The following is a 13,567-nucleotide window of genomic DNA, read 5'->3' on the forward strand; positions in this document are numbered from 1 at the left end:
CAAAAATGAGTTCGAACCCTGACTCCATGCGGCAGCAGGATAACGAACACAAAGGAGAACTCGTCCATGAAAAAACCAATCTCTACCGATCAGGCGCCAGGCGCCATTGGTCCATACAGTCAAGCCGTTGATGCAGGCGATTTCATCTACACTTCCGGACAGCTTGGTCTGAATCCCCAAACAGGAGAGTTCGGCGCAGATGTAAAGGAGCAGACACGTCTGTCTTTGAGCAATGTGAAGGCTATCCTTGAAGCAGCAGGCACAAGTATGGATAAAATCGTGAAAACGACGGTGTTCCTGAAAGACATGAACGACTTCGTTCCTGTGAATGAAGTGTATAGCACGTTCTTCGAACAGCCGTATCCTGCACGCAGTGCAGTGGAAGTTGCTCGTTTGCCAAAAGATGCACTGGTGGAGATTGAGGTTATTGCCCTGAAATAGGACAACCTTCATTCGCTAAGGTATACATAAAAAGCCGATTTCAGGTCGAATGACCAGGATCGGCTTTTTGCATTTTTGCGTTATATTTAAGCGATATATATGATGGGATTTGCTCAATCGCGATCCTGATTCCGGGCGAAGAACAGCCATACCGCATAGATGGCCAGGACGATCGCAATGATGATTGCCGTATAATATACGGAAGTGACATCCTTTTGTTTAAGTGCAATGGCGATATACGCCCATGTGAATACAAGTGGGTATATGCTATCGCGATAACGGAAGCTAACGAGTACAGCCAGCACCATACCCACAATCAGCATAATGATCGTCCAGGTTGGTTCGCTGATACCAAAACCATCCCAGCCTATTTTATATAACAGCACCGCTGCATTGACAATGGTTGCCACGCTAATCCATCCAAGATAAATGCTGAATGGCAGCTTCACAAGCCAGATCTCAGCAGTGGTTGGCACAGTAATGGTACGTGTTTTTACATACAGCATGATCAGAGACAACAGAAGCAGTACAATAATCAGTAAAGCGAGACCGGTCTGCAAGTTTTGAAAAGCAAAAATCCAGGCTACGTTGAAAGCGCAGCTTGCCAGGAACCAATACCCGAGACGGGTAATCGAGTCCCTTTTCCAGGAAGCGGGCACGAACTGATAGATCACAAACCCTGCTAATAGCAGGTAGATCAGACCCCATATAGAGAAGGCATAGCCAGAAGGTGTGAGCAGCACAGGGTACATATCCGATACTTCCTTATTGGTTCTGCCCCCGATCGGCAGAGCGTTGGAAAGGTAGTTCACGATAATTACAGCGATAAAACCAATGGCGTTTAACCACTTGTACGGATTGTTACGTGACATTGTGTTTCCTCCTTGGTTTAACGAAATGAATGAACCACGGGTCAGTCTACAATGAATATACCCAGTTCTTGCACATTCTAATAACAGCCGCAAAAAATTCACAAGTTGATCTTTCAGATCATTGCGCTCAGCCGCTATGTTGGAACGGTACTCTGTCCCAATGTACGCGAAACGATGCAGAAATATGTCCATGCCCATGATGTCTCACTAATGAGAGGAGGCAGAGAATGCTCACAAGAGAAACGATGGAGAAACAGCAGACTTGGTTCTATGTAGTTGCACTGTTCGTAGGAGCAGCGATAGGGCTGAGTAATCCGGCATGGGGGGATATTTTGGGCTACACCGTGTCTCCGATACTGGCCATGCTGTTATATAGCATGTTCGTACAGATTCCCTTTTTACAGTTAAAAGAGTCCTGGTCGAATCTTCGATTTATGGGTGCGTTACTGGTGGCTAATTTTATCGTTGTACCTGTAGTTGTTTGGTTGCTTACACTGGTCTTTCCGCAATCACCAGGCGTTCTGATCGGAGTTTATCTGGTACTGTTAACACCCTGTATTGATTACGTCATTGTGTTCACACAACTCGGCAGGGGCAATGAAAAACTGATGCTCGCCGCTACACCTCTTTTATTTGTCATACAAATGATCCTGTTGCCGTTTTATTTATGGTTATTGATGGGTGCTGAGGTAGCGCAGGTCATGCAGGTTGGGCCGTTTGTGGAGGCTTTTCTGTTCCTGATCGTTATTCCACTGCTGCTCGCTGTTGTTACACAAGTTTTCTCCAGAGGTACAGTGAGCGGGGATCGGTTCATGAATGCGACGGCATGGCTCCCGGTTCCGATGATGGCACTTGCGCTGATCGTGGTTGTCGCTTCCCAGATTGGCAAAGTCTACAATGATATGGCGATTATCGTGAACGTGATCCCGATCTATGTTGCTTTTCTAATCCTTATGCCTTGGATATCTCGGCTTATTGTTACTTGGTTTGGATTGAATCCAGGCTCCGGGCGGGCGTTGATCTTCAGTTCAGTCACACGGAATTCGCTGGTTGTTCTGCCGCTGGCGCTGGCACTCCCGACAGAATGGGCAACCATAGCTGCAGCAGTTATCGTTACACAGACGATGGTGGAGCTTGCAGGGGAGCTAATCTACATTCGACTTGTACCTGCGGTGATTTTGCGGGATCGATGAGCGGACTAGGACGTATATATGTTATGATATATTACAATTAATAAAACCATTTTTGGTAAATAAAAGGGAGGTGAGAATCCCTATTTATCGGAAGATTATGTTCTACCTGGATATTGTCCTATTACTGTTCAGCCTCATCTATTTCCCCGTAGTGGCTCATAAGACAGGAAATAATATGGCTTATGGATTTATGGCTGTAATTTTTATAGGTACAATCTCTCGGATCGTATCCTATCTCAGAAAAGAAAGAGCCAACAAGTCGTCATGATATAGGCTATTTTCTGTAAAAGTAAAATAAAAAGAGTACTTCCGATGGGTCATGCCGGGAGTACTCTTTTTAATTCGGATCAAATACTCGTTACGTACCTGCCTCCAATAATGTTTTACGATATTCTGCTGGCGTGATGCCCTCCATTTTTTTGAACACTTTGCTGAAATACTTTTCATCCTGGAATCCAACCATCTCCGAGATTTTGGCGACACGCAGGGAAGGGTTTTGCAGTAACAGCTTGGCGTTGTTGATCCGCAGTTTGCCCAAATATTCCGACCAGTTCAGACCAAATTGCTGTTTGAATTTACGGGAGATATACTCCCGGCTCAGATAGAAACGCGCGGCAATCTGCTGTAAGGACAGGTCCTCCTGATAATGGGCGTCCATATAACGTGCAATCTCACTCATGGGATCGGGATTGGCGTGGTGATGAGCGGTGAGCGCCTTTCCTGCGGCAAGCAGTCGTTGTTCCAATAATGAACGAAGCAGGGGGAAGGATAACAGTCCTTCAGCGTCCAAAGGTAACTCGGCAAAGGGAATAGACTGTTCCTCCGTTACTTCTTCCTCTTTGGGTGACGAACCTGCCGTATCATCAAGCCAGCGGCTCAGCATCCATTCCAGCTCGTCGATCCATTGCTGAATCTGCTCAGCACTGACAACTTCAAGATCAGTAATCGGGTCAATCCACTCGGCGACCGCAGCAGATACACTGGAAGACCGGCAGCTCATGGCTGCCATACGCAGGGGTTCTTCATGGGCGGTTAAACGCCTGATTTTCTTCCCATTTGATGATTCCACTGACGCATGGATTGGCTGTTTAATTTGCACAGCATTACGTCTCCACAACCTTGAACTTGCTTCCAGATAGGCCGCTGAGATTCCGCCAGGGTAGGACTCACAGGTGGAGATGCCAAAATGAAGCCTGCGCTGAATCGTCTGCTCCAATCCATGATTGACCTTGTCCAGAATATGTTCCAATGAAGTGGATGAACCCCAATGTAGCAGAACAATCTCGTCCGGTTGATCCAACTGACGAAACATTACACCTTCGTCTGGTGTGGATAACATCTCGGCACAGATATTGAGCACCGAGAACACAAGCAGATCTGGTTGACTACGGTATTTTGCCAGACAATCTGCATCCAGATGGGACAGGCTGGTGACAGCGACACTACAGACAGGGATTAGACAGGGGAGATTTAACTCATCCTGCAATCGCTGCATGTGTGATGGGCTGCTGCCTCTGCCGACGGCAAGTTCGGTGAGCAGACGATCCTGGTAGTGGGGACGCATTCGATTAACGACAATGGATTGCCTGGTGGATTGTATCCGAATGGCGTCTTCCTCTTCCCAAGCTGTAACGGCCTTTAATAGAGATGCATTCAGCTCATCTGCTTCCACAGGTTTCAGGAGGTAGTCCATGCCACCATGCCTGATTGCATGCCTCACGAGTTCAAAATCATCATATCCGCTGATAACCAGCACCTTGCTGTGTGGGGCATGAGTCGATATCCATTCAAGCAATGCCATACCGTCCTTGCCTGGCATACGCATGTCACTGAGTATGATTTGAGGTTGATGTACCGTGATGGCGGCGATGGCTTCATCCCCGTCTGCTGCTTCAAGTAATGTATCAATGCCAAACTCTTCCCAATGACCAAGCAACCTTATGGCATCGCGGACATGTTTTTCATCATCTACAAGCAGTGCCTTCATGTTGTTCACTCTCCCGCGTATAGTTTAACCGTGATCTTCACACCATTGGGTTCCCGATTACTGATCTCAAGCCTGGCTGAGTGACCGGGATGTGAGTTCAATTGAAGTCGGCGTATTACATTTCGTAGACCGATGGATTCAGACTCGTCGGATTCTTGTGTGGATAACCCGGTTGTTGTATGACTTTGATGCAGCCATCCGCGGATCTCCAGTAATTTATCTTCAGGTATGGAGGGGCCGTTATTATTCAGTTCTATTTCAATCCAATGATCGTTGATCCGGCGGCTGGATAGGGATATGTGACCTTTGCCTGGCTGAATATCTGCTCCATGTTTGAAATAGTTTTCAATTAAAGGTTGTAACGTCATTCTTGGCATTTCGACAGACAGGGTATCTTCGGCAAAATCCAAATCCACCTCAAGGCGGTCACCGAACCGCTCCTGCTGCAGTTCCAGATATAATCGGGCATGCTCGGCCTCTTCGCGTAAGGTCACGCGGGTCTGATCCCGCATGCTGTAGCGCAGCATTTTGGACAGGCTAGAGAGTAGTATATACGCCCGTTGTCCCTGCTGTTGAAGGGCAAGTGTACCGATCGATTGCAGTGTGTTATATAGAAAATGCGGATGAATCTGCGCTTGCAACGCTTTGAGCTGATTTGTCTTATTGGCGATTTCGAGTCGATATTCCCGCAAAATAAGATTATTTACCGTATCCATCATATCTCGGAAATGACGAGCGAGCACCCCGAATTCATCGCGACTGGATAGATGGATATCCACATGCAGACGCCCGGCTTGAATCTGGTTCATATACCGCATGAGTTGCTTGAGCGGACCGGTGATTCGGATGGAGATAAACAAGGTTGCAATAATGACTAATACAAGTGCTGCGATGGCAATCATCGCGTTATTCCGCGTAAGTGTGGTGGCTCTGGCATATAACGTCTCATTCGGAATCTGTTTGACGATGGTCCAGTCAGCGTACGTGCTGCCAAGTTGCTGGTATACATACATGGAACGATCCTGTTCAAAATGTCCTGCGACATTCTGGGCTGTACCTGCGCTAGATCGCGCGATATTCAGTTCACCAGCCGTTTCCTCTCGTAGTGCATCCGTATGATTGACCTCGGAACGTCCTTGGTAAATGATCTGATTCTGACCATCCACAACATAGATTTGTTCCTTAGCCGGATCATACAGCCTGCCACAGATTGCTGCAATGGTATTCATATTCAGATCAATGGCGAGTACACCCAGGCGCTCGGTGGACGGAATATCCTTGATCACCCGATGCAGGGTAATGACCGTTCTGGCAGGGTCATCGGGGGAGGCTGCCTTGAATCCGTACGTGTGACTCATATGTGCCGATTCCACCCAGATGTCCGGGCTATCACCGCCTGTTTTTCCATGAAGCGAGCCGGAATAGGCCTGTTTGCGTTCCTCCCGCTTCGGAAAGGGATTTGTAATCAAGGTGGATTGATTGGCGGCAAAAGAGTGCAAATACAGCTGGAATACATCCGGCACAGCCGCGCGTATCGTCTGCAAAGTGGTGTACACCTCGGCAACCGCACGATAATCACCAGGAATTTTTGCCAAGTTGCGCAGAAAGTTCGGGTCATTATACACAGCCAGCGACGCTCTGGCCACGTTATCCACATAGTTGTTGAGATTGGTGGACGCTTGGTAGATCAGGCGTTTGTTCTCTTCAACAGCCTGTTCCCGCAAGGCTGTCTTGGTCTGAATAAACGTCATGCTGATCGAAGCGAGCAGTGGAAGTGTGGTAGCGATGAGCATAAAGGCAATCAATTTGGTGCGTATACTGTAGTATTTGGACATCGGAACACCCCTTCTGGTTGCAGGTTAAGAGAGGACAATATTTTACCCCCAACTGTTCACGAGGGTCGGTGTTTCCCACGGCGATATTGGGGTTTAATAGAAAAAGAGACCAATTTCATCCATCTATAGAAGGGGAGAACGATATGAAGCATCGCAAATCTTCACAGCTGTTACAGCAGCTTGTGTTCGTGGGTCCCTCCATCGTGTTTTTTATTCTCATCATCGTGGTCCCTTTCCTGCTTGGCATGGTGTATTCCTTCACGGATTGGAACGGGGTATCCGAGAACATTAATTGGGTAGGATTCGATAACTTCGTGCATGTTTTTGCGAATGATCCCAAGTTCCAAACGGCATTTTGGTTTACGGTGCGCTTCACCGTGGTTGGTGTAGTACTGACCAATGTGATTGGATTTTTCCTGGCGTATTTCCTAACCAAACCGCTCAAGACGAGAAACATTCTGCGTACGATCTTTTTTATGCCTAACGTGATCGGTGGGTTGTTGCTCGGCTTTATCTGGCAGTTCATATTTGTGAAAGGGTTTTCAGCAGTAGGCGATGTAACAGGATGGTCCTTCTTCAACCTTCCTTGGCTGGGAGATGAACCGACCGCCTTCTGGGGAATCGTGATTGTGTTTGTATGGCAGACCGCAGGATATCTGATGGTCATCTACATCTCATCTCTGACGAATGTATCCCCTGATCTGCTGGAAGCTGCCGAGATTGATGGCGCAAGTCGCTGGCAGGTACTGCGGAGCATCATTCTTCCGCTCATTATGCCGGGTGTAACGATCTGTCTGTTCTTGGCGATCTCTTGGTCGTTCAAAATGTTCGATCTCAATCTGTCACTGACCAAAGGTGGACCATTCGGATCAACAGAGTCGGTTGCACTTAATATTTACAATGAAGCCTTTGTGAATAACAGATATGGCATCGGAACCGCCAAGGCGCTCGTGTTCTTCGTAATCGTTGCCATCATCACCATGATTCAGGTACGTCTGACGAAGAGCAAGGAGGTAGAAGCCTAATGGAGACGACGAAAAATTACCGCTTGAGTACCATTGTAACCGAGATTGTCATGGTACTCCTTGGACTTTTATTCCTGGTTCCGTTTTACTTCCTGTTTGTGAATTCGGTCAAAACATTCGGTGATCTACTTACCAATTCGGCTGCATGGCCGGAAGTATTTCAGTGGGGCAACTATGCGAACGCTTGGGAGAAAATTAACTTCCCGTCGGCGCTGATGAACTCGCTTATCGTTACGGTAGTCAGCAATCTGTTGCTTGTGCTGATCAGTTCCATGGCCGCGTATCGAATGGTCCGCAGTGATACCCGGTTCAACCGGATTTTGTTCGGCATGTTCATTGCCGCTATGGTGATTCCGTTCCAGTCTATCATGATTCCACTCGTTACTGTAACCAGTAATCTGGGATTGATCGACAGCCTTGGCGGCCTCATTATCTGTTATCTCGGTTTCGGGGCACCGATGTCTGTCTTCCTGTTCCACGGGTTTGTAAAATCCGTCCCGCTGGAGATTGAGGAAGCGGCTCGGGTGGATGGAAGCTCTGCCTACGGGGTGTTCTTCCGGATCGTATTTCCACTCATGAAACCGATGTATGTAACCGTCATCATTTTGAACACACTCTGGATCTGGAATGATTATCTGCTCCCATCCCTGATCCTGCAAAGCTCCAACCTGCGTACAATCCCGATTGCGACCTTTGCACTCTTCGGTCAATATACGAAGCAATGGGATCTGGCCTTGCCGGCACTTGTGCTCGGTATCATGCCGATCATTATCTTCTTCCTGCTGATGCAGAAGTATATCATTCAGGGGATTACTGCTGGATCAGTTAAAGGGTGAGTGCGAGTGCAGGTCGCTACCGGGCTCAAGTTGCGCTTTCGGTCGCTGTTGCTCCTCGGTGGCCTGGATGTATTAGGGCAAGGAAGCCACCGAGTATCAAAGGCGAACGCTCCGCTCCTGCAACGCATCCTTGATCCCTTTGCTCCCACCTCGCATGGAGGTGGGCAAAGGGAGTCATGCCCGCATAGCTTGGGCATGACTCCTAGGGAAGAGAAAGCATCGATAATGATAAAAGAGCAATAAAGAGAAAAGACCAAGTAAAAGATTTAAAGATCAGATCGGTGAGGTAGAAGGGAGTGTGCGAGTGCAGGCTCGCTGGCGGGTTCAAGCGGGGAGTGTGAGTGCAGGTCGCTACCGGGCTCAAGTTGCGCTTTCGGTCGCTGTTGCTCCTCGGTGGCCTGAATGTATTAGGGCAAGGAAGCCACCGAGTATCAAAGGCGACGCTCCGCTCCTACAACGCATCCTGATCCCTTTGCTCCCACCTCGCATGGAAGTGTGCAAAGGGAGTCATGCCCGCATAGCTTGGGCATTCTCCTGGGGAAGAGAGCAATAAAGAGAAAAGACCGATAAAAAGAAATGACCAAGAAAGAAGCTTGTATAGCCAGGAACTTCTTCTGCAGAGTGATGGTATGCTCCCTGTTCAAAGCGCTAACGAATCCACCACATCTTAATAGGTGGATAATCAAGGAATACAAATTGTAACGAATCTCAGCAACGTTATTATTCGGGTACAAAACGGCGTCAGAGCCTTGAAATTCGACCAAAACAACGAAATAGCGTCTCTGTGATTCGTTAGGCTGAAGATCTGTGCAAATAGGTGCGAATAACGTGCGCTCATTTCGTTAGATTGAAAACACGTTTCAAGGGAAGGTTATTCTGTCATCGGAGTGCCAGTGTAAATATTCATTAGTGGAACTGTTATACTGAAACTACTATAGGGAGAGTGTATGTATGAAAAGAATGACGAAGTTGACGTTGCTTATGCTGATTGCTTTTTCGGTAATGCTCGCGGGTTGTGGCAATGGGGACAAGAGTGGCAGTCCGGTCAACACGGATGCTCAAGGTGGCGGCGAGGCTGCTGCCGGGGATAAAACCATTAAAATCTTCCAATTCAAAGTCGAGATTGCGGAAGCGCTCAATCGTCTTAAAGCGGAATATGAATCCTCCCATCCAGGCGTCAAGCTGGACATTCAAACTGTAGGTGGCGGCAGTGACTACGGTGCTGCATTAAAAGCCAAGTTTGCCGCTGGCGAACAACCAGACATTTTCAACGTTGGTGGTTATCGTGAATTGGATACATGGCTTGAATATCTGGAAGATCTGTCTGGAGAATCATGGGCCAAGGATGCACTCGAAGTAGCCAAAGAGCCAATGACCAAAGACGGCAAGCTCTACGGACAGCCGCTCGCGCTGGAGGGTTATGGTTTCATTTATAACAAAGACCTCTTCCAAAAAGCAGGTATTACCGAAATTCCAACGACATTGGAACAATTGGATCAAGCTGCACAGAAACTTCAAGCCGCAGGGATTACGCCTTTCTCGAACGGATATCAGGAGTGGTGGGTGCTGGGCAATCATAACGTAAACGTCGCATTTGCAAATCAGGCAGATCCGGTGAAATTCATCCAGGGACTCAACGAAAGTACGGAGAAGATTCCTGGCAACCAAGTGTTCGCCGACTGGATCAACTTGCTCGACTTAACGCTGAAATACAGCAACAAAAACCCGCTGACAACCGACTACAATACGCAAGTTACGTTGTTTGCGAGTGGAGAAGCGGCGATGATGCAGCAAGGGAACTGGACTCAAGTACAGATCGATGGAATTGATCCAGATCTGAATCTGGGTATCCTGCCAATGCCAATTAACAATGAACCAAATGACAAATTGTTTGTCGGTGTGCCAAACTATTGGGTTGTGAACAAGAACTCTCAAGTGAAACCGGAAGCAAAAGAGTTTTTGGAGTGGCTCGTAACTTCGGATATCGGGAAACAATACATGACGAAAGAATTCAAATTCATTCCGGCGTTCAGTTCCATCACGGCATCGGAAGAGGATCTGGGTGACCTAGCAACAGAGATCATGAAGTATAGCCAGGAAAATAAAACACTCAGCTGGAACTTCAACCGTTTCCCTGAAGGGGTTCCACAAGAGTATGGCAGCACGATTCAGGCTTACGTTGCAGGCAAATCGGATAAAGCCGGATTGCTCGACGCATTGCAACAGAACTGGGATAGTCTGAAAAAATAATTCGGATCATGGACGGTATCCACAGGTTACCAAAAACTGTTCAGAAATTTTTGGATAGAAAAGTTAGTCTAATAGATAATTAAGTCAATTGAAACAGGCCAACCAGAAATCTATTTCTGGTTGGCCTGTTTTCGTTTTTCCAAGGAGTCAAAAAGTACTCGCTGGAAAAATGATAGATGGGAATATCCCTGAAATGTGGATAACCCGAAAGCAGTTTAACGATCTCATGACGTATTTAACACAGAGTTAATACTATATGTGGATATCCTGTGTGTATAACACTCTAAATGTGGACAAGTATGGAGTAGTTGGAGTAAGAGATCATCTTTTGTTAACAGAAAAACTTGTTTTTATTTAACTAGTACTATATAGTTCTAAATATGACAAATCAAAAAATGAACACGGGACCTGCCAAATCCAAGAGTTCCAATCCGGTGAACCGGACCAAGGCGGTTGAAGTGGCGGCACAATTATTTCTGCGTCAGGGGTACAGCTACGTCAGCATGGATGAAGTCGTGCGAGTGAGTGGGGTATCGAAGTCGAATATTTATTATCATTTTAAAAACAAGGAGGAACTGCTCCAGTCCGTGGTACAATACTGGATTGCCCAATATGAGTCGGAGCTGTATCTGCTGCTCAGTCAGCGTGAGCGAGGAGTGGAGGAGCGTATCTACTCATTTATGGCATTGCTTTCGGCAGGTATTGAGGGCCGAAATTACGAAGGGAGCTGTCCTTTTGTTACGTTATATATGCAGACACCAGACAGTGCACCCCAAGTGAAGGAAAGCATATCGAGATTTTTTCGTGAGCTTAGACCGATGGTGGAGAAGTTGTTTCAGCAAGGTTTGGATCGCGGTGAATTTCGCAAAGAAATCGAACCGGGACCGGCTGCGTTGTTGTTTATTGCAGCACTGGAAGGTTCACTAATCCTAGCGGGAACTGCCCGTGATGTTGGGATTATAGAACAATCGGCACGTACGTTTTGTCAGATGCTTCGTTAATCGAAGCTCTTTTTTTGAATATAACTAGTACTATATAGTACTAAAAGGAGCCGTAACAGAATGATTGTACATACTAACCGTGTATCCAATGAAGTAAACAGAGCAGCAAATTCAACAAACATGAATCAGGTAATAAGCAAGTCTGATATTGCAGCCACGACCATTTTTATGACAGGAAGCACAGGTTTTATCGGCAAAGAAACGGTCAAACAACTCACGCAGGGAGGCGTAAAATTGCTCTTGCTGGTTCGTTCGGAACAGCGAGCCAGAACTGTGCTGAAGGCTTATGGAGTGAAGGATTTCGACCGAATTACCTTTATTACAGGTGATTTGTCCATGTCGGGTCTTGGCCTTACCCCAGCGGATCGGGAGCGTGCTCTTGAAGCAAATGTGATCATTCATGCGGGAGGAACGATGGACGTCACTTTGGAACGAAAAGTAGCTGAGCAGATATTTATGAACGGGGCCAGAGAAGTCGCACAGCTAGCACAGGAAATCCACCGTACTCATGGATTGAGACACTTTATCCACGTTGTTGGTTATATGAGTCCTTATGGAGAGCGGAATGAACAGGGAAATTATCTACAGGTTGAGCATGTGGATAACAATGAAAGTGCATATGAAGAGATGAAGTTTCATGCCGATCTGCTTATTCGCGAGCATGCAGAACAGCATCACTATCCCTTATCCGTTGTAAATCCGAGCACAGTGGTTGGACCACGTCCCACCGGTGAAACCGAGCAAACGGGTGGAATTGGGCTGCTCATTCAGGCGATTCAGAAAGGACTTATGCTGGTAGTGCCGGGAGGTTCATCCTATTGGTTACCGCTTGTGGAGAATGACATTGTTGCACAGACGCTTGTTTTTCTATCCAGGGAAGCTGCTCCAGTCGGAGGAACTTATCCGCTATTGGCGCGGAGGGAAGACAGTCCCAATATGAAGGAACTGCTGCAACTCTTGGCGCAGCAATTGGACGTACCCAAGCCCAAAGGGGCTGTGCCATTACCATGGATTCAATGGATCATGAAATCAGGTGGTTCACGCATCAGTGGTGTTCCAGCGGAGTCGGTTGCTTTTATTACCAAGAGGTCATTCCCGGTTGAAGAGACGGAGGCTCTGTTTACACGTATGGGGCAATCGTGGCCAGATATCCGGGAACAGCTTCCGCTGGTTACAGCCGATCTGGACTATCGTTTTCGGTACACGCCGTTACCTGAGGGTTTTCCGACAGATTATATTCGGTCGCGGAGCGGAAATATGGCTATCCTTGGTTGGGAGGGTGAGGGAGAGCCTTGGATTATTGTGCATGGTTTGCTTCAATCTGCAGATGAGATGTTACCGTTAGGAAAACAGCTTAGGGACCGGACCGGGAACCCGGTATGGTTAATCGATCTCGCTGGATTCGGACGCTCCCCGGTGCATCAGGGAGATGAAGCGTTTGAAGGTCAGGTGGAAGCGTTGCTTCAGGTGCTCGGTGAGTTTAAAGGTCCGGTGAAGTTGGTGGGGCATTCGATAGGGGCTGCTATTGCAGCTGCGGCACAGATGCGTAGCGGGCGGACAGACATTCGGCTGGGGTTGCTTCAGCCAGTTGCCAACAATTCGAATCCGAATGTGCTGAGATGGATTTCCCGTTTGCCGAGAGGGGTAATGCGCTCCCTGCTGCGTGGCAGATCGGAGAAAAGTTGGAATCAAATGTTCAGTTCACATAGCGGTGTAGGCGACAGCAGTGTTATGGCCGATACCATGGGCAAGAGAATACGCTCCAGTCTCCAGTCCCCTCGCATTGCAGGAACGCATGCAGACTTGTTGCGGTGGATCCACTCGGGTCAGAGGAAAGGCGCCAGATCAACGTTGTGGGCGAAAATGAAAAGTCAGCATTATGCCAAGAATGCATTAGTTGTATGGGCCAATCAAGATCGGGAATATCACTATCCCCAGGATATGAACTCACAGGTCAAACGGATAGATGTACCCTATGGACATTACTTTCCGACGTTTCAGTATAAGGAAACAGCTGCAATCCTCGCCGAATGGGCCGATACCTTGAGGTGAGTTCAGGTTTGGACATGCAGGAATCCCGTGCCAATTGTCGAAAGGGTCAAGTCGACTCTTGAGAGCTGAACCAAA

At 47.6% G+C, this 13,567-nt stretch carries 10 protein-coding genes; 7 read left to right on the forward strand and 3 right to left on the reverse strand.

Annotated elements, in window-relative coordinates; all coding sequences use genetic code 11:
- The first annotated feature begins 66 nt into the window (after positions 1-66).
- The gene (locus MHI14_RS29925) at positions 67-441 is read left to right on the forward strand and encodes a RidA family protein (protein WP_341131938.1); all 375 of its coding nucleotides are present in this window, start codon (positions 67-69) and stop codon (positions 439-441) included.
- Between the two features lie 113 nt (positions 442-554).
- Here the strand turns inward: MHI14_RS29925 and MHI14_RS29930 are convergent, their stop codons facing one another.
- Positions 555-1,313: a tryptophan-rich sensory protein gene (locus MHI14_RS29930; protein ID WP_341131939.1), complete on the reverse strand. Its 759-nt coding sequence runs from the start codon at positions 1,311-1,313 to the stop codon at positions 555-557.
- A gap of 227 nt (positions 1,314-1,540) precedes the next feature.
- Here MHI14_RS29930 and MHI14_RS29935 point away from each other — a divergent pair, with 227 nt between their 5' ends.
- Positions 1,541-2,506 carry an arsenic resistance protein gene (locus tag MHI14_RS29935; RefSeq protein WP_341131940.1) on the forward strand — a complete coding sequence of 322 codons (966 nt, stop codon included), beginning with the start codon at positions 1,541-1,543 and terminating at the stop codon, positions 2,504-2,506.
- Positions 2,507-2,864: 358 nt separating this feature from the next.
- On the opposite strand, the gene MHI14_RS29940 is transcribed toward MHI14_RS29935, so the two are convergent.
- On the reverse strand, positions 2,865-4,493 hold the full coding sequence (locus MHI14_RS29940) for a response regulator transcription factor (RefSeq protein WP_341131941.1): 1,629 nt from the start codon (positions 4,491-4,493) through the stop codon (positions 2,865-2,867).
- Positions 4,494-4,498: 5 nt separating this feature from the next.
- The gene (locus tag MHI14_RS29945; RefSeq protein ID WP_341131942.1) at positions 4,499-6,328 is read right to left on the reverse strand and encodes a cache domain-containing sensor histidine kinase; all 1,830 of its coding nucleotides are present in this window, start codon (positions 6,326-6,328) and stop codon (positions 4,499-4,501) included.
- A 143-nt stretch (positions 6,329-6,471) separates the two neighbouring features.
- Between MHI14_RS29945 and MHI14_RS29950 the strand changes: the two genes are divergently transcribed.
- The 5 genes from MHI14_RS29950 (at position 6,472) to MHI14_RS29970 (ending at position 13,492) form a co-directional block, all read left to right on the forward strand.
- On the forward strand, positions 6,472-7,353 hold the full coding sequence (locus tag MHI14_RS29950; RefSeq protein ID WP_036607341.1) for a carbohydrate ABC transporter permease: 882 nt from the start codon (positions 6,472-6,474) through the stop codon (positions 7,351-7,353).
- Positions 7,353-8,189: a carbohydrate ABC transporter permease gene (locus tag MHI14_RS29955; RefSeq protein ID WP_341131943.1), complete on the forward strand. Its 837-nt coding sequence runs from the start codon at positions 7,353-7,355 to the stop codon at positions 8,187-8,189. The genes MHI14_RS29950 and MHI14_RS29955 overlap by 1 nt, the downstream gene beginning before the upstream one ends.
- 951 nt (positions 8,190-9,140) lie before the next feature.
- Positions 9,141-10,439: an ABC transporter substrate-binding protein gene (locus tag MHI14_RS29960; protein ID WP_036607334.1), complete on the forward strand. Its 1,299-nt coding sequence runs from the start codon at positions 9,141-9,143 to the stop codon at positions 10,437-10,439.
- A gap of 434 nt (positions 10,440-10,873) precedes the next feature.
- The gene (locus MHI14_RS29965; protein ID WP_341132041.1) at positions 10,874-11,440 is read left to right on the forward strand and encodes a TetR/AcrR family transcriptional regulator; all 567 of its coding nucleotides are present in this window, start codon (positions 10,874-10,876) and stop codon (positions 11,438-11,440) included.
- A gap of 60 nt (positions 11,441-11,500) precedes the next feature.
- Positions 11,501-13,492 (forward strand): alpha/beta fold hydrolase, encoded by a 1,992-nt coding sequence (locus MHI14_RS29970; RefSeq protein ID WP_133386874.1) that lies wholly within the window; start codon positions 11,501-11,503, stop codon positions 13,490-13,492.
- Positions 13,493-13,567: the final 75 nt, after the last annotated feature.

Origin of the sequence: Paenibacillus sp. FSL K6-2393 (assembly GCF_038002545.1) — a bacterium.
Lineage (GTDB): Bacteria > Bacillota > Bacilli > Paenibacillales > Paenibacillaceae > Paenibacillus.